Below are 22,800 nucleotides of genomic sequence, written 5' to 3' on the forward strand. Positions count from 1 at the left end.
GAGAGCGCACGACACGCTGACGGACTGCGGGTAAGCCCAGCGTGTCCTGCACTTTCGACGCTGTCAGCGGACGCCGCGCCAGAGCGACTCGGTCTCGCTGGCACCCGGGGACCAGGGCGCGATCCACGGCCCAGTGCCCTCGCTCTGGTCGAGCACACCTTCCTCCAGCCAGGTGTAGTCGCCCGCCAGCACGCCCTTGGCCAGACGCGTGTCGGCGTCGTCGCAGTTGGACCACAGGTCGGTGAACAGAGCCTCCACCCGGTGTCGGCTCTGCTGGCAGAACACGTCGGCCAGCTGGTAGGCCGAGCGTCCTCGGGCCTCGTCGTCCACGCGCAACATCTCTGCCCGGCTGCAAGCTGCCGCGATGGCGAACAGCTCGGCACCGATGTCGACGACCCGGCCCAGGAACACCTGCCGGTACTCCATCCTCGCCTGCCACCGCGACATGCCGTAGAAGGTCTGCCGGGCCAGCTTGCGACTGGACCGCTCGACGAACCGCAGGTGGGTCGCCAACGGTCCGAACTCGGCATACGAGGTGGGGGTTGCGCCCTTGCCGATCACGAGCTGCGGCAGCCACTTCGCGTAGAAGCCGCTGGCGCCCGCGGCTGCACGGGCCTTGTCCTCGAGCGAGGCGTCCTTGTCGGCGAGGGCGCCCGCGGCCTTGAGGTGGGCGTCGACGGCCTCGCGGGCGACGATGAGGTGCATGATCTCGGTCGACCCCTCGAAGATCCGGTTGATCCGCAGGTCGCGCATCATCTGCTCCGCCGGGACGGCGCGTTCGCCACGGGCCCTCAGCGACTCCGCCGTCTCGTAGCCGCGACCGCCTCGCACCTGGACGAGCTCTTCGGCGATCTGCCAAGCCATCTCGCTCGACCACAGCTTGGCCAGCGCCGCCTCGATCCGGATGTCCTTGCTGCCGGCATCGGCGAGCTGGGCCGACAGCTCCAGGACCGACTCGAGGCCGTAGGTGGTCGCGGCGATGAAGGCGATCTTCTCCGCCACGGCCCCGTGCTCGCCGACCGGACGGCCCCACTGGACCCGCTCGGCCGACCACTCGCGCGCGATCTTCAGCGCCCACTTGCCCGCGGCGGCGCACATCGCCGGGATCGACAGGCGTCCGGCATTGAGGGTGGTGAGCGCGATCTTGAGCCCCTCGCCCTCCTTGCCGAGCCGGTTCTCCGCCGGCACGCGCACCTGGTGGAAACGCGTGAGGCCGTTCTCGATGCCCTTGAGCCCCATGAAGGAGTTGCGTCGCTCGACGGTGATCCCTTCGGCGCTGCCCTCGACCACGAAGGCGGTGATGCCGCCCTTCTGTTGGTCGTCACCGTGACCCTCGTGGGCCGGCACCCGGGCCATGACGACGAGCAGCTCAGCGACGACGCCGTTGGTGGTCCACAGCTTCACCCCGTCGAGCAGGTATGCCGTGCCGTCCTCGGTCGGGGTGGCGGTGCTGCCCATCCGGGCCGGGTCCGAGCCGACGTCCGGCTCGGTCAGCAGGAACGCGGAGATGGCGCCTGCGGCGCACCGGGGCAGGAACGCCTGCTTCTGCTCGGGCGTGCCGACCAGCTTGACCGGCTCGGGGACGCCGATGGACTGGTGGGCGGACAGGAGGGCGCCAAGGCTCGGGTGCGCCGAGCCGACCAGCATCAAGGCCTTGCCGTAGGACGACATGGTCAGGCCGAGCCCGCCGTACTCGCGGGGGATCTTCATGCCGAAGGCACCGATGGCGGCGAGCCGGGCGAGGTCGTCGTCGGGGATCTTCGCCTCGCGCTCGATCCGGGCCCCGTCGATGTCGGCGCAGACCTCCCGCAGCCTGGTCAGGAACTCCTCGCCGCGTTCCTCGTCCTCGGGGGTGGCACGCGGGTGCGGATGGACGAGGTCGAGGTCGAAGTGGCCGAGGTAGAGGCCCTTGGCGAAGCTGGGGCGGTCCCAGTCCGACTCCCGGGCCGCCTCGGCGACCGCTCGCGACTCCCGCTCGGTGGCCTGCACCACTGGTTGCTGGCTGCTGCCGGCGCCGCTCGTGGTCGGCCGCTCCTGCTCGACGTCACTGCTCATGGCTCGCCTCCTGGGGGCCTCTCACGCTACCCGCGGGTAGCCCTCCGCGCGAGTGCTGAGGCAGGCCCGAGCCAGTCCGCCTGACCGCACGCTGTGACGTGAACCCTCGGCTTCACTCCGGTCCGCACACGGGTGTCGGGCTCACGCGAACATCGACCGCGCTGCGTCCAGGCCGGTGACGTGCACGGGGACTCGGTTGGTGACCGCGGCCCAGCGGTCGCTGGTCAGCCGGAGCCGATCGGACACCACCACCTCGTCGCCGCGGCGGTCGCGCGAGATGCCATCGGGTTGGTAGCCGAGCTTGCGAGACACCCCTTGGGAGGCGTGGTTGTCCTGGAAGACCTCCGTTGTCGCGTCGGTGGCCCCCAGGTGGTCGAAAGCCAGGGTCAAGAGGGCTGTGCGAGCCTCCGTGCCGAAACCCTGCCCGTGAAATCGCAGGCCGAGCCAGGACGACGTGGTGACCTCGCGGTTGACGCGGAAGTCGCGCGCCCTCAACGTCGCGATGCCCATGGTTGTCCCGGCTCGGTCGATGATCGCCATGCCAAGGCTCCAGCTGTCCTGCTCCCAGCAGGACAACCTGTACCAGTGCCCGCTCAGAACGGCTTTCGCTCGTTCTTCAGTGGTGCCTTCGGTCCAGGGCGTGAGGAAGGGGCGTTCGTCCGGACGGTGCACTCCCTCGCCAGCGAGCTCAGCCAAGGCGGTGAGCTCGTCCTCGGACGGGAGGTGCAGGGTGAGCCGGGGAGTGGTCAGGGTCAGGCCGAACGTGGGCCACAGGTCAGCAAGCACGGCACTCAGAGGTCAGTCATCCAGTGGCGCCAGGTCTGGGTGACTTGCATGCCCACGTGCTCGTACAGGCCGAGGGCGCCGGTACGCGAATCGGTGGACAGCTCGCTCACCGTGGCGCCGTGGTCCCTCGCGCGTCCGAAAGCATCCACGAGCAGCGCCCTCGCCAGACCCAGGCCGCGCTGGTCGCGCCGCACCGCGATCGCGTCGACGTAGCCAGTGCTGCCCGCGAGAATCGTGTAGCACACCCCGACCTCGCTGCCCTGCGGGTCGACGACGAACCGGATCTGCCACGGCTCGAACCCGGGGCGGAGCGGGCCACGGGGCGCCCAGTCCTCGAACGTCGACGGGTCGCGGTCGGGCCACTCGTTGAAGGCGTCCTCGATGAGCTGGAAGGCGACGCGGCCGTCGGCCGGCCCCGCGAACTCCCGAAGGGCGTAGCCCTCGGGCAGTGGCTGTGGCTCGATGGTCCGCTCCGCAGGCACCTGGAGCACCCACGAGGTCCACCCCAGCCGGTAGTCGCGGGCCTTGAGGAACGCCTCAGGGTTGGTGTCGCCGGGCACCGTCTGCCCGACGAGCTTCGAGCCACGGGCTCGGGCACAGTCCTCGAGCCAGTCGGCGAGCCAGGTGCCGATGCCGCGACCCCGGAACTCGGGGTGCACCGAGGCGTCGGCCCGACGCCCCTTGAACACCTCGCCCGAGGCCACGAGCCGGTCACCGTCCCAGATGCCGATGGCTTCCGTGGCGAGGTCGAAGCTGCCGCGGGCCCAGTCGCCCTCGATGTCCTCCACCTCGATGGCGGCCTCACCGACGTCATGGGTCTCCGCGGCGGTGACGATCTCGAAGACGGCGTGCGCGTCCGCAGGGGAGAGGGGGCGGGCCACCAGCCCGACGGGAAGCTCCATGGCGGAATCGTGCCGGGCTGAGGGGACCCGGTGCACCTGTATTTCGGGACGACAGTGCCAGGAGATTGTGAGAGAGTTCTCTCGAAACAACTCTCTCACAATCTCTGGTCAGGGGGCCACGGTGTCCACCAACCCGTACGGCGACGTCGAGCTGACCCCTCGGGGAATGCGCGCGCTCGCCCACCCTGTTCGGCTGGCGATCCTCAGCCGCCTCCAGGTGGACGGCCCGAGCACGGCCACCGCGCTTGCCCCTCAGGTCGGCGCGACCCCGTCGGTGACGAGCTGGCACCTTCGCCACCTCGCCGAACACGGCTTGGTGAAGGATGCGGCAGTCGAGTCCGACGGCCGCCAGCGGTGGTGGGAGGCCGTGGGTCGAGGCTTCCGCTTCACTCCCACCACCGACGACGCCGGGCGCGACGCGGCGACCCTGCTCTCCCGAGTCATGTTCGAGCAGGCCGAGGACCTCCCCGGCCGGTGGGCCAGGGACGTCGAGCCCCTGCTCGAGGACGACTGGCGCCAGTCGTCCGGCCTGTCCAACACGACCTTCGTGGTGACGGTGCAGGAGCTGGCTGACGTGGAGGCCGCGATCGAGCAGCTGCTCGCTCCCTTCGTCCTGCGCAAGGCCGACCGGGAGCCGGTGCCGGACGGGCGCAACGTGCGGATGCTGCGCTACCTGCTTCCCGAAGCGGACCTTCCCGAAGCTGGCCGCACCGAAGCGGAGCGGACCTCGTGAAGGAGACGACGGCAGGCCCAGCGGTCAAGGCCCCACTGTGGCGGGACCGACGGTTCGCCACCTACTGGGCGGGTCAGGGCATCTCGCAGTTCGGCGACCGGATCACCGAGCTGGCGCTGCCACTCATCGCGGTCACGGCCCTGCACGCCACCGCCCCCACGGTCGGCCTGCTGACGGCGGCGGTGTGGACGCCCAACCTGCTGTCGCTGTTCGTCGGCACGTGGGTCGACCACCAGGCGCGCAAGCGCCGGTTACTCATCGTCGCCGACCTCCTGCGCTGTGTCGTGCTGCTGACCCTGCCCGTCGCGCACTTCCTCGGGGTGATCACGATGGGTCAGCTCTTCGCCGTGGCGCTGCTCGCAGGAGCCGGGCAGGTGCTCTACCAGACCTCCTATCCGAGCTTCTTCGTCGGACTGGTGCGGCGTGACCAGTTCGTCGAGGCCAACAGCCTGCTCAGCGGCACCCGGTCGGCGTCGTTCGTGGCGGGTCCAGCGGTGGCTGGTGGCCTCATCCAAGCGGTGACGGCGCCGGTGGCCATGCTGGTCGACGCGGTCACCTTCGCCGTATCGGCGTTGCTGATCGGGAGGGTTCGCGTGCCCGACCTGCCGGTCGACACCTCCAACGAGGCCCGCCTGTTGCGTCGATCCCGCGACGGCATGGGCCTGGTCCTCAAAGATCCGTACCTGCGGGCGTCCCTGGCGTGCGCCACGACCATCAACCTGTTCAACCTGATGGCCGGCGCGCTGCTGATCCTCTTCGCCAGCCGCGAGCTCGGACTCTCGGCCGGGGTGATCGGCCTCGCGCTCGGCACCGGGGCGACGGGAGGACTGCTCGGCACGGTGCTCGCCGGACCGATGGCCCGGCGGATCGGGCTCGGGCGCACGATCGCGTTCGGCGCGGTCGTGTTCTCCGCGCCTTTCGCACTGCTGCCTCTGGCCCACGGTCCGACGTGGTCGAGGGCTGGCGTCCTGGCGCTCGTCGAGTTCATCTCGGCTCTGGGGGTGATGTGCCTCGACATCCCACTCAACGCCCTGATGACGGCGGTGACCCCGGACGGCGTCCGCAGTCGCGTCAGCGGTGCGTTCTCCACGGTGAACTACGGCATCCGCCCGCTCGGCGCAGTCCTCGGCGGGCTGGTCGGGGAGTGGATCGGGCTGGCGCCCACCATGGTGGTCGCAGCGGTCGGTGGCTCCCTGTCGGTGCTGTTCCTGCTGTGGTCTCCGGTCTTCTCGACCGCCTCCATCGAAGAGCTGGACGCGGTCCACGAGGTGAGTGGGGCTTGACGCGAACCACCTCTTGATATGCAATATATCGGGTGCCGATACCGTCCTCCCAGACCCCCGTGTCCCGTGCCCTGCTCCGCGACGACGTCTACCGGCGGGTGAGGGACGCGATCGTCGACGGCACCCTCGCCCCCGGCGAGCAGCTCCGCGACCAGGAGCTGGCGGTCTGGCTCGGCGTGAGCCGGACACCGGTGCGGGAGGCCCTGCTCCGCCTCCAGCAGGCCGGGCTCGTCGCCTCCCTCCCCGGCCGCTCGACCACGGTGGCTTCGCTCGACCACCGCGCGGCCCGTGACGCCCAGGCAGTCGTTGCCCAGATGCATCGGTTGGCCGTCCACGACGCCGTCGGACAGCTGACCGCCGACGACCTCGACCGCATGCGCGACGCCAACGCGCGCTTCCGTGCGGCTCTGGAGGCTGGTGACGCCGAGGCGGCGCTCGCCGCCGATGACGAGCTCCACGGCATACCGGTCTCGGCAGCGGGCAATGCGGCGCTGGCGGCCGTCCTCGACCAGTTCACCCCTGTCCTTCGGCGGGTCGAGCGACTGCGCTTCAGTTCGCTCTCAGGCCGCGGGTCGGTCGCCCTGCACGCCCGGCTCATCGACCTGTGCGAGGCGGGGGACCGCGAGGCCGCCGCCGAGGTCTCCCACGAGACGTGGCAGACCCTCGCACCCCTGCTCGACACCTGACCGCTTCAGCCCAGCCAGCCCTCTCAGCCCAGGAGACGCCATGTCGATCCACGACTTCGAGCGCTACCCGCTCACCTTCGGCCCGAGCCCGGTGCACCGCCTCGCGCGCCTCACCGAGCACCTCGGTGGCGCCCAGGTGTGGGCCAAGCGCGAGGACTGCAACAGCGGACTGGCCTTTGGTGGCAACAAGACCCGCAAGCTCGAGTACATCGTGCCGGACGCGCTCGCCCAGGGTGCAGACACGCTCGTGTCCATCGGTGGGTACCAGTCGAACCACACGCGTCAGGTGGCGGCGGTCGCGGCGCACCTCGGTCTCAGGTGCCGCCTCGTGCAGGAGAAGTGGGTGGACTGGGACGACCCGGTCAACGACAAGGTGGGCAACATCCTGCTGTCACGGATCATGGGCGCCGACGCCCGCCTGGACCCGCACGGCTTCGACATCGGCATCCGCTCGTCCTGGGAGGACGCCCTCCGCGAGGTCGAGGAGGCGGGCGGCAAGCCCTACGGCATCCCGGCCGGCGCGTCGGAGCACCGGCTCGGCGGGCTCGGCTTCGCCAACTGGGCCTACGAGGTGGTCGAGCAGGAGAAGGAGCTCGGGGTCTTCTTCGACACGATCGTCGTCTGCACGGTGACCGGGTCGACCCACGCCGGCATGATCGCCGGGTTCGCGGCGCTCGAGGATGGGGGCGGTCGGCCTCGCCGGGTGCTGGGGATCGATGCCTCGGCGACGATCGACAAGACGCGCGACCAAGTGCAGCGCATAGCGCAGCACACCGCAGACCTCATCGGGGTCGGCCGGCCGCTCCGTGACGACGAGGTGACGGTGCTCGAAGGCTGGGCCGGCGACCTCTACGGCATCCCGGTGGAGTCAACGGTCGACGCCATCAGGCTGAGTGGCCGGCTGGAAGGCATGATCATCGACCCCGTCTACGAGGGAAAGTCGATGGCCGGCCTCGTCGACCTCGTGACGTCCCGCGAGATCCCCGAGGACTCGACGGTGCTCTACGCACATCTCGGCGGGCAGCCCGCCCTCAACGCCTACTCAGGGATCTTCGACTGACCGGCGAAGGTCCAGCCGCGTTCGGCCAGCGCCTCTCGCAGGAAGCGCAGGGCGATCGGCCCCACGCCGTGGAGCGCCGCCAGCCCTTCCTCGCTGCGGTCCCTGACCTGCTCCAGGGTCCAGATCCCCTCGGCCCGCAGAGCCCGCGTCGCCGGGGCGCCGATGCGAGGCAGGGGAGTGCCGTCGGGGGCTGTGGCCCGGTCCAACCGAGGAGCACCCGACTCGGCGTCGACCACGGCCGCGCCGCGGGGTGAGAGCCGGTAGCCGATGTCGAGCGACTCCGTGAGGCCGAGCTCCTTGAGCTTGCGGACGTCACGCTTGAAGCTGGGGGTGTCCCGGCCCAGCTCGGCGGCAAGCTCCGGCGCGCGGACCGTGGGGAAGCGGTCGATGATCGCCAGCGTCGCCCTCGTCCAGGGGCCGATCCCCGAGGCGCGGTCGAGCCGGTCGAGTCGCTCGCGGATCGTGGCCACCTCGTCGGCCTCAGGCAGGGTGGCGCGCAGCTGCTCCCTCGGGTCGGCTCCCGCGTGGCGCAGCCCGACCCGCCACACCGGGCGGTCGGCCTTGGCCTCCAGCATCCGGCGCAGCTCGAGGAGGGACTTCGCGCCGGCCCGCCGGGCCTCCTCTGCAGTGATGCGCGAGGGGGCCACCTTGTCGACGGAGGTCACCTCCAGCAGGCCCACGCGGGTGCGCAGCCGGGTGCCCACGACGACCCGCGGACGGTCCCAGCGCCGGAACGCCAGATCGACGTCGCCCGCCTTGATGGCCGCGAGGGTGTCCGGTCGGATCATCATGGCGGCAACCTACCGGGCCAACGTCCGGATGGTGGGCGACGTGGTTCGGACGTTGGACGTGGGCCGGGCACGCGGCATACCCTCGTCCCGTGCGTTCCTTGCGCCTCCTCCTTCGCCGCCGCGGCGGGGCCTGACCGATCAGCCGCCCCTCGTCGCGGAGTTCGCGTTGCCGGCTGAGACCCTGAGTACAGCCACCTGCAGCGAATCGTGAGGCGAGAGAACATGATCCACCCCCAGCAGCCGTCGGGTATGCCGGTCGCGAAGTACGTGCCGTTCAAGGACCAGATCCCCTTCGAGCTGCCGGACCGCACGTGGCCGACGCGCGTCATCGAGCGTGCCCCGCGCTGGTGCGCGGTCGACCTGCGCGACGGCAACCAGGCGCTCATCGACCCGATGAGCCCGGACCGCAAGAAGCGGATGTTCGAGCTCCTCGTGCGAATGGGCTACAAGGAGATCGAGGTCGGCTTCCCCTCGGCGAGCCAGACCGACTTCGACTTCGTGCGGATGCTCATCGAGGACGACATGATCCCCGACGACGTGACGATCCAGGTTCTGACCCAGTGCCGCGACCACCTGGTCGAGCGGACCTTCGACTCCATCCGCGGGGCCAAGCAGGCGATCGTGCACTTCTACAACTCGACGTCGATCCTGCAGCGTCGCGTGGTCTTCGGGCTCGACCAGGACGGCATCGTCGACATCGCCCTCCAGGCAGCGCGACTGTGCCGCAAGCTCGAGGAGACCATCCCCGACACGATCGTCTACTACGAGTACAGCCCGGAGTCCTACACCGGCACCGAGCTCGAGTTCGCGGTGCGCATCTGCAACGAGGTGGCCGACGTCATCGACCCCACCCCGGACCACAAGATGATCATCAACCTCCCGGCCACGGTCGAGATGGCCACGCCCAACGTCTACGCCGACTCGATCGAGTGGATGATCCGCCACCTCGAGCGGCGCGAGTCGATCGTCGTGAGCCTGCACCCCCACAACGACCGGGGGACCGGCGTGGCCGCGGCCGAGCTGGCCTACCTCGCCGGCGCCGACCGCATCGAGGGCTGCCTGTTCGGCAACGGGGAGCGCACCGGCAACGTCGACCTCGTCACCCTCGGCATGAACCTCTTCAGCCAGGGCATCGACCCGCAGATCGACTTCTCCAACCTCGACGACATCCGTCGCACCGTCGAGCACTGCAACCAGCTGCCCGTCGGCGAGCGCCATCCCTGGGGCGGGGACCTCGTCTTCACCGCATTCTCCGGGTCTCACCAGGATGCGATCAAGAAGGGCTTCGAGGACATGGACCGCCAGGTCAAGGCGTCCGGCAAGTCCATCAACGAGCTCGTGTGGGGCGTGCCCTACCTGCCGATCGACCCGCACGACGTGGGCCGTTCCTACGAGGCCGTGGTCCGCGTCAACAGCCAGTCGGGCAAGGGCGGGGTTGCCTACCTGCTCAAGACCGAGCACCAGCTCGACCTGCCGCGTCGTCTCCAGATCGAGTTCAGCGGGGTCGTCCAGGCCAAGACCGACAGCGAGGGTGGCGAGGTCAGCGCGGCCCAGCTGTGGGAGATCTTCCAGGACGAGTACCTGCCCGCGGTCGACGGTGCCGTCAACACGTGGGGCCGCTTTACGCCGGTCAGCCACTCGCTCATCAGCGAGCAGGGCGGCGTCGACCGGATCAGCGCGACCATGCTCGACCGCGGCGTGGAGGTCACCATCGAGGGCACCGGCAACGGACCGATCGCCGCGTTCATCGACGCGTTGTCGACCCTCGGGGTCGACGTCCGCGTCCTCGACTACGCCGAGCACGCGCTGTCCGCAGGTGGCGACGCGAAGGCTGCCGCCTACGTCGAGTGCGCTGTCGGCGACCGCGTGCTCTGGGGTGTCGGCCTGCACTCCTCGATCGTCAAGGCGTCACTCACCGCGGTGCTGTCCGCCGTCAACCGTGCGGAGCGGATGGCCCCGGGCGAGTGACCTGAGGTATGCCGCGTGGCTGGGCCACGCGGCATGCCGTCGCCGTCTCCGTCGCCGTCTCCGTCAGCGGATGCGGGTTGTGTAGGTGGCGCTCGTCGGCGCCGACTCGTTACCCACGGGGTCGGTGGCCGTCGCCCGGACGGTGACGGAGCCGGCCTTGCCGGTGAGGACACCGGCTCGGGCGAAGTAGTCCTCTCCCAGGACGACCGACCACGTGCCGGAGGAGCTCGACGTGGTGGTCGTGTAGGGCGCCCCGTCGGAGTGCAGGACGCCGATGGTGAGCCCGCCTTCGGCGGTCGTGCCGGAGAGGGTGACCGTGCGGGTCTTGATCGTCGAGCCCGGTGTGGGCGAGACGATGGTGGGCGGTGCCGGGGCGAGCGTGTCGACCGTGAAGGTGCGGGTCTTCGTCGCGACGACCTGCTGCGAGGCGACCATGCTCACGGTCAGGGTGCGCTCGCCGTCGGCGACGTAGGCCAGGCCGCCGCTGTAACTGCCGTAGTAGCAGTTCTGCTCGGCGACCCACGGGTCGGAGTCGACGCTGATGCGCACGGTCGTGCCCTCGGCACACTGGCCGGAGAAGTCGACGAACGCGTTGTGGAGGCTGCCCTCCTGCGGGGTGTCGATGGTGAGGCGGGACGGGTCGATCGCGAAGCGGACGGCGGCGCAACCCTCACCGGTGAATCCCTCGCCGTCGGTGAGGCGAGCGCAGATCGTGTTGTCCCCGTAGGTCAGGTAGGCGTAGGCGTTCCAGTTGCCGTCGCCGTCGGAGAACGCCTCACGGACGTCGTGGCCGTTGATGGACACGATGACGGTCTGGCCCGGACGGTTGCTCGTGCCCCGGATGTAGACCGCCTCGGTGTCGACGGTCGACCCGTCGGCGGGGGAGGTGACCTCCACGACGACCGGTGGGGGCGCCACGACGGTGAACGAACGGTCGGCCGAGGCGAAGCTCGTCCCCGCATACCGAGCCTCCACCCTCAGCGAGTGCGACCCGGCGGCCACCCCGTAGTACTCCTGGTAGAAGAAGTCGTTGCTGCAGTCGACCGTGGCCGTGGAGCCGCCGTCCAGTGCGAGGGCGACCTGGGTGCCGTTCTGGCATGGACCGCTCACGGAGAAGCGGGTCGCCACCGACGCGCCCTGCTCGGGCCAGGCGACGGCGAACGCGTTCGGGTCAGGTCGGACGGTGCGGTTCACGCACGCGGTGGCGAGCGTCACGTCGTCGACCCGGACCAGCGCGCAGATGCTGTGGTCGCCGACCTGGAGGGAACCCACGGTGGTCGACCAGGCGCCGCGGCTGTCGACGGTGGGCGTCTGACCGGTCTCGACGCCGTCGACGACCATGGTCACGGTGCCGTTCGGCGAGCTCGCCTTGCCCGAGACCGGCACGAGGACCGCCGTGCCCGACGTCCCGTCCGCCGGACTCGTGATCGAGACGCTGGCGCGTACGGGTTTGGCCGCACCGGCCGGCACGGCGCCGCCGACGAAAGCGACCAGGGCGGCCACCAGGGCGGCGAGGACGCAGAGCGGGCGACGGGTGAGGTGCAGGCGCATGTGGAATCCCCCCATAGCGGACAAGTCGACACTGACTCGTGCCCGGAAGGATGACCCATCCCCACCAAGTTTGGCAACCCCCAATCTGCCCTGACCTGCACAAACGCCGAGGGGCGGCCGCTTGGCGCCGGCGGACCGGCTCGGTCGTCGCGTGCCGCGGGATCGGCGGGTCAGCGGACGCCGCGGGGGCGGAACTGGATCGAGATGCGCGGACCGACCGCCTTGGTGGTCTTGGGGATCGCGTGGTCCCACGTGCGCTGGCACGAGCCACCCATGACCACCAGGTCGCCGTGGCCGAGGGAGAAGCCCCTCGACTCCCCGCCACCCCGTGGCCGCAGGGCCAGGGTGCGGGCCGAGCCGATCGACAGGATCGCGACCATGGTGTCCAGGTCCTTGGCGCGGCCTATCCGGTCGCCGTGCCACGCGACGGAGTCGCGGCCGTCGCGGTAGAGACACATCCCGGCGGTCACGAAGGGCTCGCCGAGCTCCGCGGCATACCACCGGGACAGGGCGTCGCGGGCCTGCGTGAGGACCGGGTGGGGGAGAGCCTCGTCCTCGTCGTAGAACTTCAGCAGTCGGGGAACATCCACCATCCGCTCGTACATCTCGCGGCGCTCCGCGTGCCACGGCACCTCGCGGTGCAGGGACTCGAACAGCGTGTCGGCGCCGGCGAGCCAGCCCGGTCGGTAGTCGACCCACGCGCCGCGCGACAGCTCCGTGCGCGTCAGGCCCCCCGACAACGGGTGCAGCTCGATCTCGTCAGCGGTGTCGAGGAGCGAGCCCTGGAAGGCCATGGACATGCCCCCACGATAACCCATCTTCGAACAGGTGTTCTAGCCTTTGCGCGTCTGTCGGGCTCGGTAACTCCAAGCGGTTCTCCAAGTGGTGCTGCCGGGTGGCGCTACCGTCGTCCCATGGCGGAGAGGGACACCGGCGACGACAAGCTGGCCAGCGGACTGGCGTGTGGTTTGTGGGTGGGGCTGGTCGCAGTGGTGCTGCTGGTCCTGATCGTCGTCGTGGCGGTTTACGGCTTCGGTCTCTGAGCCGCGCGGCACGGCAGACGAGCTTCGGGCCCGGGACTTGCGACAATGGAGGCATGCCGCTCTACCGCGACGAAGGGATCGTCCTGCGCACCCAGAAGCTGGGTGAGGCCGACCGCATCGTCACCCTGCTCACGCGCACCCTGGGCAAGGTCCGCGTCGTCGGCAAGGGCGTCCGTCGCACCAAGAGCCGCTTCGGGGCGCGGCTCGAACCGGCGATGATGGTGGACGTCCAGTGCTACGAGGGCCGCAACCTCGACACCGTGACCCAGGCCGAGACGCTGGCCTCCTGGGGTGACGTGCTGGCGCGGGACTACACGACCTACACCGCCGCGGCCGCGATGCTCGAGACCGCCGACCGGCTCACCGAGGAGCGCGAACCCAACCTCCAGCAGTACCTCCTGCTCCAGGGCGCGCTGCGCTCGATGGCCGAGGGACTGCACGACCCCGGCCTGGTCCTCGACGCCTACCTGCTTCGCGCGCTCGCCGTGGCCGGCTGGGCGCCGAGCTTCCACGACTGTGCACGCTGCGGCGCCGAGGGGCCGCACCGCGCGTTCAACCTCGCCTCGGGTGGCACTGTCTGCCCCGTATGCCGTCCGGTCGGGTCTGCTGCGCCCGCGCCCGAGACGCTCGCACTCTTGGCCGCCCTGCTGGCCGGGGACTGGGTCATCGCCGACGCGTCGCAGGGGCGACACCGCCGGGAGGGCAGCACCCTGGCCAGCGCCTTCCTCCAGTGGCACCTCGAGCGGGGTGTGCGATCGTTGCGCCTCGTGGACCGACGTGACCCCGACCAGCCCCGGCTCGACTCCCGCGTGACGTGGTCGCCCGCACCGCTCAGCGTGGTGGAGAAGGTCGAGGCGGCACACGCCGCCGCCCAGGTGGCCAAGGCGTGAGCACGGCATACCCCCGGCCGTTCGCCCACCCGAGCGGCGCCCAGCCACCGTCGCTGCCCGCCGAGCTCGTGCCACGCCACGTCGCGATCGTCATGGACGGCAACGGACGCTGGGCCAACCAGCGAGGCCTGCCCCGCACCAAGGGCCACGAAGCCGGAGAGGCGGCCCTGCTCGACGTGACGGCCGGTGCGATCGAGGCCGGTGTGACCCACCTGTCGGCGTACGCCTTCTCCACCGAGAACTGGAAGCGCAGCCCCGACGAGGTGCGTTTCCTCATGGGCTTCAACCGCGACGTGATCCGGCGCCGTCGCGACCAGCTGCACGAGTGGGGCGTCCGCATGCGGTGGGTCGGTCGGCGGCCGCGCCTGTGGGGCTCGGTCATCAAGGAGCTCGAGATCGCCCAGGAGCTGACCAGGCACAACACCGGGCTGACCCTGTACTTCTGCGTCAACTACGGCGGGCGTGCGGAGATCGCCGACGCGGTGCAGCGGATCGCCGAGCAGGTGCAGCGCGGCAAGCTCAAGCCGGGATCGATCGACGAGAAGACGATCGCGCGGCACCTGCCCGAGGCCGACATGCCGGACGTCGACCTGTTCGTGCGCAGCTCGGGGGAGCAGCGGACCAGCAACTTCCTGCTGTGGCAGAGCGCCTACGCCGAGATGGTCTTCCAGGACACGCTGTGGCCCGACTACGACCGGCGCCACCTGTGGGCGGCCATCCAGACCTACGCCGAGCGTGATCGACGCTACGGCGGGGCAGTCGACCTTTCCACGACCTGAGGAGGGGCCTCCCACCGCCAGCAGCGGTCAGGACGAGGCGCAGGTGGCGCAGGTGCCGAAGATCTCCAGCGTGTGGCGCACCTCGGTGAACCCGTGCTCCGCACTGACCCGAGCCGCCCATGCCTCGACGGCCGCACCCTCGACCTCGACGGTCCGGCCGCACTCGCGGCAGACCAGGTGGTGGTGGTGGCCGGTCGAGCAGGCGCGGTAGACGGCTTCGCCCTCGTCGGTGCGCAACATGTCGATCTCGCCCTCGGCGGCCATCGCCTGGAGGTTGCGGTAGACGGTGGCGAGCCCGACCTTGTCCCCGCCCTCGCGCAGCAGGGCGTGCAGCTCCTGCGCAGAGCGGAACTCGCCGGTCTCGGCCAGGACGGCAGTGACAGCGGCTCGCTGGCGGGTGGGGCGCCGGGCGCCCTCGGTGGTATGCCGTTCCTGGACTCCGGTCATTGTGGTGCCTTCTCCTTCTCGGCCTCATGACTGCCGTCGTGCGGACTGCCGTCGGGTGAGCTGCCGTCGTGGTGGTGGCTGATCGCCTCGTGCCTGGCGGGGTCGTGCTCGTCGTAGTGACCCTCGTGCGGAGCGTGCCGGTGCCCGTCGTGGACGTAGTCGACGTGGTCGCCGTGGGCGACTGCGGGGTGGCCGCACTCGGGACCGTGCTCGTGGTCGTGGCGCTCGGCTCTTCGGTGCTGGTGGGCCCGCGCCCTGGCGACTGCCGCCGTGCCGGTGGCGGCCACCACGAAGAACCCGATGGCCAGCAGCACGATCGTTCCGCCGGAAGGGGTTTCGGCGTAGAACGACATGATCACCCCGCCGACACTGGACACGACGCCCACGAGCACCGCCCATCGCGTGGATGCGCGGAAGCTGCGCCCCAGCAGCTGGGCGGTCGCGTTGGGGATGATCATGAGGGCGCTGATGAGCAGCAGCCCGACCACGCGCATCGACACCACGACCGTCACCGCTGTGAGCACGGCCAGGGCGATGTTGAGGCCGGTGACGGGAAGCCCGCTGGCCCGGGCGTACTCCTCGTCGTTGGCGACGGCGAACAGCCACGGCCGGAGCAGCCAGGTCGCGAAGAGCACCACGAGGGCGAGTCCGGCGAACACCCACAGGTCGCGCTGGTCGGCCGTGGTGATCGCACCGAACAGGTAGGCCGTGAGGTTGGCCGGGCTGCTGCTCGGCGACTTCGCGATGATCACCACACCGGCGGCGATACCGCCGTAGAACATCACGGCGAGGGCGATGTCGCCACTGGTCCGGCCCCGCCCGCGGATCACCTCGATCGCGACCGCCGCGGCAACGGCAGCCACCAGGGCAGTGACGACCGGGGCCTGGCCGGTGAGCACGCCGACCGCGACACCGGCGAGGGCGACGTGACCCATGCCGTCACCGATGAGGGACAGCCGGCGCTGGACGAGGAAGACCCCGACGAGGGGCGCGGCGACACCGACCAGGACGGCGGCGATGAGGGCCTGCCGCATGAAGTCGAGGGACAGCAGCTCACTCATGAACGCACACCTCCGCGCGGGTCGAGGGGGCCGGCTGATGGGGCGCCGGGCAGTCTCGAGGTGGTCATGCGGTCCTCGTCCTCGTGGTGGTGGTTGTCGGCGGACGACGCGAACTCGCCTGTCCGGGCAGCGAACTCGTCACGCGACCCGTCGAAGGCGATCCGCCCGGCTTGCACGACCACGATCCGGGTGACGATGTCGGCGAGGGCGGCGAGCTCGTGGGTGACGATGACCATCGTGGTGCCGCGTCCGGCGAGCCGGGCCAGCACCGCCGACAGCACCTGCTGGTTGGCGGCGTCCACCCCGGCAGTCGGCTCGTCCATCAGCAGGACGTCGGGGTTGGACGCCAGCGCCCGGGCGATGAGGACGCKGCGCTGCTGGCCGCCCGACAGGGTTGCCACGTCGGCGTGCGCACGGTCGTTCAGCCCGACGACGTCGAGGGCGCGGTCGATGATGGCGGCGTCCTGCGCCGTCCTGATGACCGGTCGCCACCAGCGGTGGTGGGGCAGTCGTCCGACCGCGACGATCTCGGTGACGGTGGCTCGCACGGACGCCGAGAGGGTGTGCCGTTGGGGCACGTAACCGAGCCGGGCGAAGTCCGAGAAGGACTCACGCGGCTGGCCGAACAGCTCCACGTCGCCACCGAGGTGGTCGTTGAGGCCGAGCAGACCGCGGACCAGGGTCGACTTGCCGGACCCGTTCGGCCCGAGGACTGCCACCACCTCTCCGGGACGGACCGTCAGGGTGGCGCCGGTGACGACCGGCTGGTCGGCGTAGCCGAAGCTCGCGCGCCGCAGCTCGATGATCGGTGGCACGTCCGTGGTGGTCATGAACACTCCTGTCCCGCGCGCAGGATCCCGAGGTTGGCCCGCATCACCGCGGGGTAGTCGCGACCGGCCGAGGCGCTGGTGATGCCCTCGATCGGGTCGAGCACGGCCAGTCTCGCACCGGTCTCCCGGGCCAGTGTCTTGGCGACGTCCTCGCTCACGAGCGTCTCGGCATATACGGTGCTCGCGCCGGTCTCGCGGATGTGCCTGGTCAGCACCGCCATGGCAGCTGGGCTCGGTTCGGCGTCGGGGGTCAGGCCCGTGATCGACTCCTGGTGGAAGCCGTAGGACTCGGAGAGGTAGCCGAAGGCAGCGTGCGAGGTGACGAGCTCGTGGTTGGCGCAGCTTTTCAAGCCGGTCCGGAACTCGGCGTCCAGGGTGGTCATCGCCGCTCGGAACGCCTTCGCATTCGCCTGGTATGCCGCGGCGTTGGCCTTGTCTCGTGCCGCCAGCTCCGCGGCGATCGCGTCGCCGACGTCGGCGTAGCGCATGGGGTCGAGCCAGAAGTGCGGGTCGCGAGGGCTTGACGCGTCGGCTGCGTGCCCGGCGTGTTCCTCCTGCGTCTCGCCACCGTGGTCGTGACCGTCCTCGACCGCGACCAGGTCGAGCCGGGCGGCAGGGGAGACGTCGAGAGCCGTGTCGCGTGCCTGCCCCTCGACGGCGGCGTCGACAGCGGGCTGGAAGTGCTTCTCGTAGACCACGACGTCCGCCTCCGCGACCTTCGCGACCTGCCGCGGGCTGAGCTCGAGGTCGTGCGGCTCGGCGCCGGGCTTGGTCAGGCCTGTGACGACCACGTGGCTGCCCCCGATCTGGGACACGGCGTACTCCAGGGGGTAGAAGGCGGCCACGACACCCAGTCGACCGTCGTCGGCGCCGCGCCCCCCGGCCCCACCGCAGGCGGAGACCATGGCGATGGACAAGAGGCCTGCGACCAGACCGAGGGGGCGAAGCATCATGACAATCATTCTCATCTGAAGTGAGAACGATTGTCAAAATCGCCTGGCGACGCTCAGGTGCGCGGGATTGCTCGCGTGATGGTGATGGCCACGGCGATCAGGAGGACCGCGAACCTGCCCAGTCGTGCGGTTCGGTCCAGCGCCGGCCACGCCAGGTAGAGGGTCCAGCCGAGGAAGGCCACGACGACCGCGAGGAACAGCCAGCCCCACGTCGGGACGAGGACGCCGGCGACCATCAGGCCCAGGACCAGCAGGAAGGGGACCGCACGAGGCATCCGGTTCAGGGCGTTGATGACGGGCAGGCTGACGTCGGCGACGCGTTCACGCAGGGAGGGCACGGGCGAAACCCTATGTCGTCAGGTGCCTCGGACCTGCGCCAGCGCCGTCGCGAACCGCGGCAGGCTCTGCTCCATCACCGGGAGGGTCTGGGTCAGGGAGATCCGGAAGAAGCCCGGCGTCTCGAAGATCCTGCCGGGCATCACGATCACGCCCAGGTCTGAGAGCAGTCGCACGAACGCCTCGTCGTCGGGCACCGGCGAGCGGGGAAAGAGGTAGAAGGTCGCCTCGGGCACCCTGAGGTCGTAGCCGATCCGACGAAGTCCCTCGACCATGAAGTCACGCTTGACCTGCAAGTGAGCCACATCGAGGCTGAGCTCCTCGAGGCGCGGGGTGGCGTACTGCATCACGTTGTTCGGGAAGAGCCACCCCGCAGCGATCTGGACGCTCTCCACGGCCTCGATGATGGCGTCCACCACGTCGGCGGGCATCGACGGGGGCAGCGCGAGGTAGCCCAGCCGCTGCCCCGGTGACACCAGGACCTTGCCGTAGGAGTAGCAGAGCAGGGTGTAGGGGTAGTGCTGGCCCGGGCTGACGAAGCGTGCCCCGTCGAAGACCAGCCGGTTGTACGCCTCGTCGGACACGAGGTAGATCCGCCGGCCGTTCCTGGCGGACGCCTCCTCGAGCAGCGCGCCCAGGGCTTGCAGGGTCGACTCCGGGTAGATCCGACCGGTGGGGTTGTTCGGGGTGTTCACGATGACCACCCGAGTCCTCGGGGTGATCGCGGCCTCGATGGCGGCGAGGTCGAGGTCGAACGTCGCGGGGTCGATCCGCACCTTGATCGGCACCAGGCTGGCCTCGAGGACCAGGGACTCGTACAGGAACCACGGTGGCAGGCTGAAGATGACCTCGTCGCCGGGGTCCGCCACGGTCTTGAGCGCGGTGGCGATGGCACCGAAGCCGCCGGTGGTCATGCGGACGCGGTCGGCCGGCCACGCGATCCCGAGGTGCCGCGACAGCGAGGCGGCGGCCGCCTCCTGGGCCGGCTCCTGGCTGAACTTGTAGGCGAACCAGAGCTCGTCCTTGGGCAGGGCGGCCTCTCGCAGCGCCTCGACGTAGGCCGGCTGGGGCAGCTCGTGCGGGTCGCCGAAGGTGAAGTCGAGCACGCCGGGCTCGAGCCGGCGCTCCTGGTAGCCGGACTTGCGGGCGAAGTCGAAGAGCATCCGGAAGGACTCGGCCTGCTGGATCCGCACCGCCCGTGTGGAGACGGGGTGGTCACTCATGGCCACCAAGGCTAGACGGGGCCCGTGGTGGTCGGGACCACCATTCGACGGAGGCGGCCACGCGGCATACCCGTCGAGAGCCGAGCCGACGCACGCACAGTAACCTTCTGCGCATGGCTGCACCTTCCACCGTCGACACCGTCGTCTCCCTCTGCAAGCGCCGAGGCTTCGTCTTTCCCTGCGGGGAGATCTACGGAGGTACGAGGTCGGCCTGGGACTACGGCCCGCTCGGCGTCGAGCTGAAGGAGAACATCAAGCGCCAGTGGTGGAAGAGCATGGTCACCAGCCGCGACGACGTCGTGGGTCTGGACTCCTCGGTGATCCTTCCGCTCCAGACCTGGGAGGCCTCCGGCCACGTCGCGACGTTCTCCGACCCGCTCGTCGAGTGCCTGTCCTGCCACAAGCGGTTCCGCGCCGACCACCTCCAGGAAGCGGTGTTCGAGAAGTCGGGGGCCAAGCACGGGCTGACTTCGCCCGACGAGGTCAAGCTCGCCGACGTCGCCTGCACCAACTGCGGCACCCGTGGCCAGTGGACCGAGCCGCGCCAGTTCTCCGGGCTGCTGAAGACCTACCTCGGTGTCGTCGAGGACGAGTCGGGCCTGCACTACCTGCGGCCCGAGACCGCTCAGGGCATCTTCCTCAACTTCCTCAACGTGATGAACACGGCCCGCAAGAAGCCGCCGTTCGGCATCGCCCAGACCGGCAAGAGCTTCCGCAACGAGATCACCCCGGGCAACTTCATCTTCCGCACGCGCGAGTTCGAGCAGATGGAGATGGAGTTCTTCGTCAAGCCCGGCGAGGACGAGGACTGGCACCAGTACTGGATCGACGAGCGCACCCGCTGGTACACCGACCTCGGGATCAACCCCGACAACCTGCGCCACTTCGAGCACGCCCAGGAGAAGCTCAGCCACTACTCCAAGCGCACCGTCGACATCGAGTACCGCTTCGGCTTCACCGGCAGCGAGTGGGGCGAGCTCGAGGGCATCGCCAACCGCACCGACTTCGACCTCACGACGCACAGCAAGCACTCGGGCACCGACCTCGTCTACTTCGACCAGGCGAGCGGCGAGAAGTACACGCCCTACGTCATCGAGCCCGCGGCGGGCCTGTCGCGGAGCCTGATGACCTTCCTCGTCGACGCCTACACCGAGGACGAGGCGCCCAACACCAAGGGCGGTGTCGACAAGCGCGTCGTGCTCAAGCTCGACAAGCGCCTCGCCCCGGTCAAGGCCGCCGTGCTCCCGCTGTCGCGCAACGCCGACCTGTCGCCGAAGGCCCGCGACCTCGCGGCCACCCTGCGCCAGCACTGGAACATCGACTTCGACGACGCGGGGGCGATCGGTCGTCGCTACCGTCGTCAGGACGAGATCGGCACGCCGTTCTGCATCACCGTGGACTTCGACACCCTCGAGGACCAGGCGGTCACGATCCGTGAGCGCGACACCATGGCGCAGGAGCGCGTCTCGCTCGACAAGGTCGAGGAGTACCTCGGAGGGCGCCTGCTCGGCTGCTGACGCCAACCTTTTGCGTGGTCTCGTGCGTTACTGAGGTGAGATGACTCGCCGAGGTGGGAGGTGGCATGCGGCACGAGGTGGACGAGGAGTTCGCCCGCTACGTGCGGGCGCGCCAGCACCGGTTGCTTCGCGCGGCGTACCTCGTCTGCGGTGACGCCCACCTGGCCGAGGACCTCCTCCAGGGAGCGCTGACCAAGGTCGCAGCCCGTTGGGACAGGCTCCGGCACGAGAACCCTGACGCCTACGTGCGGCGGATCCTCTACCGCGACGCCGTGTCCTCGTGGCGCAGGACTCGGCGCGAGTCGCTGTCGTCCCTGCCGCTCATCGAGGTCCCGGTCCACGACCGATCGGAACAGACCGGGCAGCGGGTCGACCTCGAACGAGCCCTGGCAGAGCTCACGCCCAAGCAGCGCGCGATGGTCGTGCTGCGCTTCTTCGAGGACCGCAGCGAAGCAGAGACCGCGGAGGTGCTCGGCGTCTCGGTCGGCACGGTGAAGAGCCAGACGCACGCGGCGCTGGGTCGGCTGCGCACGCTGCTGCCGGACTTCGCGCCACACCTGTCCGGAAAGGACCAGCCATGACCGAACGGGATCTCGGCAGCCTCCTCGAGCGGGCCAGCGAGCAGCTGCCGGAGGTGGACTTCGCCCAGGGCGCGTGGGCTGCTGCCAAGGCCGAGCGAGCACGTCGCCGCCGGTTGGCGGTGGGCGCCGTCGGTGTCGTCGCGGCGGTGGGGCTGGCTGTCGCCGCCGTCCAGCTGGGGGGCTCCACCAAGCCCCGGCCGACGCCCGCCATCACCTCCACGACGCCGGCCCGCACCGGCACCCTGTCGGACGGAACGGCATACGCGGTCATGCCCCTGGAGGGCGCCGAGGCGCAGCTGCCCGACTTCGATGCCGGGCTGCCCTCGGTCATCGACGTCCGCGCCAGGAGCGCCGCCCACCCGTTTGCCGGCCCGCCCGCGTCAGTGGTCGCGGTCTACCTGCGCGCGGACGGGGACGTCTTCCATCCCGTGCTCGTGGCGAGGGACGGGACGCAGACCGTCGTCGACAAGGTCGACCTGGTGAGCACGGACGAGGCCAACGGGAACGCCGCGACGCCGCTGGGTCCCCGTGCCTTCGGCGGGGGAGGGCGGTACGTCGTGTTCCCCCAACGGGACCACGTGGTCCGCCTCGACACCCAGACCGGTGAAACGGTCTCCTATCCGGTGCCGTCCCTGGTCGTGGAGTGGGCCGGATGGAATGCCTCGGGCAGTGCGATTGTGGCTCGGGATGCCGATCATCAGGCCTGGGTCATCGACCCCGGGAAACCGGGCGCGAAGGCCGTGCGGGTCGATGCTGGGTACGACGGAACTTTCCGGGTCACGTCTGTCGACATGAACTCGGACGGGCTGATGGTCACGAGGTTCGACGAGCTGGGGCACCCAGGGGCTGAGTCCCCCGTGCGGGCCCCGGTGGCCTCAGTGTTTAAGGACACGGTCAGCACGGGTGTGTTGGCGGCGACGGGTGTGTTCTTCGACCAGAACGTGACGGCAGAGGTGATTCGGCGCGGCAACGGCCCGATCTACCAGGGACTGTTGGTCGTCGACGCGGGGTCTGCCTCGGCCCGTGTCCTGCTGGCACCGGAGAACCCGGACGGACAGACCGGCCGGTTCAAGGGGTGCTGCACGGTGCTCGGCTGGGCCGACGCCACGACCGTCCTGTACGAGTCGGTCGGCAGCCACGGCCGGTGGATCTTGGCCTGGAACGTCGACACCGGAGCGGTCTACGACGTGTCCCGTCTGACCACTGGCGCTGCCGACGACCCGCCGACCGCCATCGCGCTCAACGTTGGCGTGCGCAACTGACCCGGCACCTGTCCGATGGGGGCCCACCTGACAGACGTCATGGGGACGTCGTGACGACTGTCC

General features: G+C 70.1%; 23 protein-coding genes. 11 read left to right on the forward strand and 12 right to left on the reverse strand.

Features of this window, described 5'->3' with window-relative positions:
* Window positions 1-63 precede the first annotated feature (63 nt).
* The 3 genes from AC1DXJ_RS17625 to AC1DXJ_RS17635 all read right to left on the reverse strand — a co-directional run bounded on the left by AC1DXJ_RS17625 (window position 64) and on the right by AC1DXJ_RS17635 (window position 3,743).
* Window positions 64-2,055, reverse strand: a complete 1,992-nt coding sequence (locus AC1DXJ_RS17625; protein WP_477637556.1) for an acyl-CoA dehydrogenase family protein — start codon at window positions 2,053-2,055, stop codon at window positions 64-66.
* Window positions 2,056-2,196: 141 nt separating this feature from the next.
* The gene (locus tag AC1DXJ_RS17630; RefSeq protein WP_477612556.1) at window positions 2,197-2,841 is read right to left on the reverse strand and encodes a GNAT family N-acetyltransferase; all 645 of its coding nucleotides are present in this window, start codon (window positions 2,839-2,841) and stop codon (window positions 2,197-2,199) included.
* 5 nt (window positions 2,842-2,846) lie between these two features.
* Window positions 2,847-3,743: a GNAT family N-acetyltransferase gene (locus AC1DXJ_RS17635; RefSeq protein ID WP_477612557.1), complete on the reverse strand. Its 897-nt coding sequence runs from the start codon at window positions 3,741-3,743 to the stop codon at window positions 2,847-2,849.
* Window positions 3,744-3,864: 121 nt separating this feature from the next.
* Between AC1DXJ_RS17635 and AC1DXJ_RS17640 the strand changes: the two genes are divergently transcribed.
* Genes AC1DXJ_RS17640 through AC1DXJ_RS17655 form a run of 4 tightly spaced genes read left to right on the forward strand, consistent with a single transcriptional unit; the run spans window position 3,865 to window position 7,505 of the window.
* Complete coding sequence (locus AC1DXJ_RS17640; RefSeq protein WP_477612558.1) at window positions 3,865-4,476, forward strand: helix-turn-helix domain-containing protein; 612 nt, start codon at window positions 3,865-3,867, stop codon at window positions 4,474-4,476.
* Entirely contained in the window at window positions 4,473-5,759 is a 1,287-nt protein-coding gene (locus AC1DXJ_RS17645; RefSeq protein WP_477612559.1) for an MFS transporter, read from the forward strand. Before AC1DXJ_RS17640 ends, AC1DXJ_RS17645 begins: the two co-directional genes overlap by 4 nt.
* Window positions 5,760-5,791: 32 nt before the next feature.
* On the forward strand, window positions 5,792-6,445 hold the full coding sequence (locus AC1DXJ_RS17650) for a GntR family transcriptional regulator (RefSeq protein ID WP_477612560.1): 654 nt from the start codon (window positions 5,792-5,794) through the stop codon (window positions 6,443-6,445).
* A gap of 40 nt (window positions 6,446-6,485) precedes the next feature.
* Window positions 6,486-7,505 (forward strand): 1-aminocyclopropane-1-carboxylate deaminase, encoded by a 1,020-nt coding sequence (locus AC1DXJ_RS17655; RefSeq protein WP_477612561.1) that lies wholly within the window; start codon window positions 6,486-6,488, stop codon window positions 7,503-7,505.
* Here AC1DXJ_RS17655 and AC1DXJ_RS17660 read toward each other — a convergent pair.
* A complete protein-coding gene (locus AC1DXJ_RS17660) occupies window positions 7,484-8,296 on the reverse strand; it encodes a hypothetical protein (RefSeq protein WP_477612562.1) in 813 nt (270 codons plus the stop codon). The genes AC1DXJ_RS17655 and AC1DXJ_RS17660 overlap by 22 nt on opposite strands.
* Before the next feature lie 222 nt (window positions 8,297-8,518).
* On the opposite strand from AC1DXJ_RS17660, the gene leuA reads away from it, so the two are divergent.
* Window positions 8,519-10,264 carry a 2-isopropylmalate synthase gene (gene leuA / locus AC1DXJ_RS17665; protein ID WP_477612563.1) on the forward strand — a complete coding sequence of 582 codons (1,746 nt, stop codon included), beginning with the start codon at window positions 8,519-8,521 and terminating at the stop codon, window positions 10,262-10,264.
* Window positions 10,265-10,327: 63 nt separating this feature from the next.
* Here leuA and AC1DXJ_RS17670 read toward each other — a convergent pair whose 3' ends face one another.
* Both AC1DXJ_RS17670 and AC1DXJ_RS17675 read right to left on the reverse strand, forming a co-directional pair.
* The gene (locus AC1DXJ_RS17670) at window positions 10,328-11,815 is read right to left on the reverse strand and encodes a hypothetical protein (RefSeq protein WP_477612564.1); all 1,488 of its coding nucleotides are present in this window, start codon (window positions 11,813-11,815) and stop codon (window positions 10,328-10,330) included.
* Between the two features lie 170 nt (window positions 11,816-11,985).
* A complete protein-coding gene (locus AC1DXJ_RS17675) occupies window positions 11,986-12,615 on the reverse strand; it encodes an alpha-ketoglutarate-dependent dioxygenase AlkB (protein ID WP_477631969.1) in 630 nt (209 codons plus the stop codon).
* 114 nt (window positions 12,616-12,729) lie between these two features.
* Between AC1DXJ_RS17675 and AC1DXJ_RS17680 the strand changes: the two genes are divergently transcribed.
* Genes AC1DXJ_RS17680 through AC1DXJ_RS17690 form a run of 3 tightly spaced genes read left to right on the forward strand, consistent with a single transcriptional unit; the run spans window position 12,730 to window position 14,527 of the window.
* Window positions 12,730-12,858, forward strand: a complete 129-nt coding sequence (locus AC1DXJ_RS17680; RefSeq protein WP_477612565.1) for a hypothetical protein — start codon at window positions 12,730-12,732, stop codon at window positions 12,856-12,858.
* Window positions 12,859-12,911: 53 nt separating this feature from the next.
* Window positions 12,912-13,748: a DNA repair protein RecO gene (gene recO, locus AC1DXJ_RS17685; protein ID WP_477612566.1), complete on the forward strand. Its 837-nt coding sequence runs from the start codon at window positions 12,912-12,914 to the stop codon at window positions 13,746-13,748.
* Complete coding sequence (locus AC1DXJ_RS17690) at window positions 13,745-14,527, forward strand: isoprenyl transferase (RefSeq protein ID WP_477612567.1); 783 nt, start codon at window positions 13,745-13,747, stop codon at window positions 14,525-14,527. Before recO ends, AC1DXJ_RS17690 begins: the two co-directional genes overlap by 4 nt.
* Before the next feature lie 27 nt (window positions 14,528-14,554).
* Here AC1DXJ_RS17690 and AC1DXJ_RS17695 read toward each other — a convergent pair whose 3' ends face one another.
* Genes AC1DXJ_RS17695 through AC1DXJ_RS17720 form a run of 6 tightly spaced genes read right to left on the reverse strand, consistent with a single transcriptional unit; the run spans window position 14,555 to window position 19,377 of the window.
* Window positions 14,555-14,974, reverse strand: a complete 420-nt coding sequence (locus tag AC1DXJ_RS17695; RefSeq protein ID WP_477612568.1) for a Fur family transcriptional regulator — start codon at window positions 14,972-14,974, stop codon at window positions 14,555-14,557.
* The gene (locus tag AC1DXJ_RS17700) at window positions 14,971-16,035 is read right to left on the reverse strand and encodes a metal ABC transporter permease (protein WP_477612569.1); all 1,065 of its coding nucleotides are present in this window, start codon (window positions 16,033-16,035) and stop codon (window positions 14,971-14,973) included. The genes AC1DXJ_RS17695 and AC1DXJ_RS17700 overlap by 4 nt, the downstream gene beginning before the upstream one ends.
* The gene (locus AC1DXJ_RS17705) at window positions 16,032-16,865 is read right to left on the reverse strand and encodes a metal ABC transporter ATP-binding protein (RefSeq protein ID WP_477637557.1); all 834 of its coding nucleotides are present in this window, start codon (window positions 16,863-16,865) and stop codon (window positions 16,032-16,034) included. The genes AC1DXJ_RS17700 and AC1DXJ_RS17705 overlap by 4 nt, the downstream gene beginning before the upstream one ends.
* Complete coding sequence (locus AC1DXJ_RS17710; protein ID WP_477637558.1) at window positions 16,862-17,818, reverse strand: metal ABC transporter substrate-binding protein; 957 nt, start codon at window positions 17,816-17,818, stop codon at window positions 16,862-16,864. Before AC1DXJ_RS17710 ends, AC1DXJ_RS17705 begins: the two co-directional genes overlap by 4 nt.
* 53 nt (window positions 17,819-17,871) lie before the next feature.
* Window positions 17,872-18,156, reverse strand: coding sequence for a DUF6703 family protein (locus AC1DXJ_RS17715; protein WP_477612572.1), 285 nt, complete (start codon window positions 18,154-18,156; stop codon window positions 17,872-17,874).
* 18 nt (window positions 18,157-18,174) lie between these two features.
* The gene (locus AC1DXJ_RS17720; protein ID WP_477612573.1) at window positions 18,175-19,377 is read right to left on the reverse strand and encodes an aminotransferase class I/II-fold pyridoxal phosphate-dependent enzyme; all 1,203 of its coding nucleotides are present in this window, start codon (window positions 19,375-19,377) and stop codon (window positions 18,175-18,177) included.
* A gap of 113 nt (window positions 19,378-19,490) precedes the next feature.
* Between AC1DXJ_RS17720 and AC1DXJ_RS17725 the strand changes: the two genes are divergently transcribed.
* From AC1DXJ_RS17725 to AC1DXJ_RS17735, 3 genes are all read left to right on the forward strand, one after another.
* Entirely contained in the window at window positions 19,491-20,894 is a 1,404-nt protein-coding gene (locus AC1DXJ_RS17725; protein ID WP_477612574.1) for a glycine--tRNA ligase, read from the forward strand.
* A gap of 65 nt (window positions 20,895-20,959) precedes the next feature.
* Entirely contained in the window at window positions 20,960-21,475 is a 516-nt protein-coding gene (locus AC1DXJ_RS17730) for a SigE family RNA polymerase sigma factor (RefSeq protein WP_477612575.1), read from the forward strand.
* The gene (locus AC1DXJ_RS17735; RefSeq protein WP_477612576.1) at window positions 21,472-22,737 is read left to right on the forward strand and encodes a hypothetical protein; all 1,266 of its coding nucleotides are present in this window, start codon (window positions 21,472-21,474) and stop codon (window positions 22,735-22,737) included. Before AC1DXJ_RS17730 ends, AC1DXJ_RS17735 begins: the two co-directional genes overlap by 4 nt.
* Window positions 22,738-22,800: the final 63 nt, after the last annotated feature.

This window comes from Pedococcus sp. P2_D9, assembly GCF_056404275.1.

Bases quoted from the DNA above. Each gene is read 5' to 3' on its own strand.
- AC1DXJ_RS17625 (WP_477637556.1), bottom strand. From the start codon at position 2,055: ATGAGCAGTGACGTCGAGCAGGAGCGGCCGACCACGAGCGGCGCCGGC.
- AC1DXJ_RS17635 (WP_477612557.1), bottom strand. From the start codon at position 3,743: ATGGAGCTTCCCGTCGGGCTGGTGGCCCGCCCCCTCTCCCCTGCGGAC.
- AC1DXJ_RS17655 (WP_477612561.1), top strand. From the start codon at position 6,486: ATGTCGATCCACGACTTCGAGCGCTACCCGCTCACCTTCGGCCCGAGC.
- AC1DXJ_RS17660 (WP_477612562.1), bottom strand. From the start codon at position 8,296: ATGATGATCCGACCGGACACCCTCGCGGCCATCAAGGCGGGCGACGTC.
- leuA (WP_477612563.1), top strand. From the start codon at position 8,519: ATGATCCACCCCCAGCAGCCGTCGGGTATGCCGGTCGCGAAGTACGTG.
- AC1DXJ_RS17670 (WP_477612564.1), bottom strand. From the start codon at position 11,815: ATGCGCCTGCACCTCACCCGTCGCCCGCTCTGCGTCCTCGCCGCCCTG.
- AC1DXJ_RS17675 (WP_477631969.1), bottom strand. From the start codon at position 12,615: ATGTCCATGGCCTTCCAGGGCTCGCTCCTCGACACCGCTGACGAGATC.
- AC1DXJ_RS17680 (WP_477612565.1), top strand. From the start codon at position 12,730: ATGGCGGAGAGGGACACCGGCGACGACAAGCTGGCCAGCGGACTGGCG.
- recO (WP_477612566.1), top strand. From the start codon at position 12,912: ATGCCGCTCTACCGCGACGAAGGGATCGTCCTGCGCACCCAGAAGCTG.
- AC1DXJ_RS17695 (WP_477612568.1), bottom strand. From the start codon at position 14,974: ATGACCGGAGTCCAGGAACGGCATACCACCGAGGGCGCCCGGCGCCCC.
- AC1DXJ_RS17700 (WP_477612569.1), bottom strand. From the start codon at position 16,035: ATGAGTGAGCTGCTGTCCCTCGACTTCATGCGGCAGGCCCTCATCGCC.
- AC1DXJ_RS17710 (WP_477637558.1), bottom strand. From the start codon at position 17,818: ATGATGCTTCGCCCCCTCGGTCTGGTCGCAGGCCTCTTGTCCATCGCC.
- AC1DXJ_RS17720 (WP_477612573.1), bottom strand. From the start codon at position 19,377: ATGAGTGACCACCCCGTCTCCACACGGGCGGTGCGGATCCAGCAGGCC.
- AC1DXJ_RS17725 (WP_477612574.1), top strand. From the start codon at position 19,491: ATGGCTGCACCTTCCACCGTCGACACCGTCGTCTCCCTCTGCAAGCGC.
- AC1DXJ_RS17730 (WP_477612575.1), top strand. From the start codon at position 20,960: ATGCGGCACGAGGTGGACGAGGAGTTCGCCCGCTACGTGCGGGCGCGC.
- AC1DXJ_RS17735 (WP_477612576.1), top strand. From the start codon at position 21,472: ATGACCGAACGGGATCTCGGCAGCCTCCTCGAGCGGGCCAGCGAGCAG.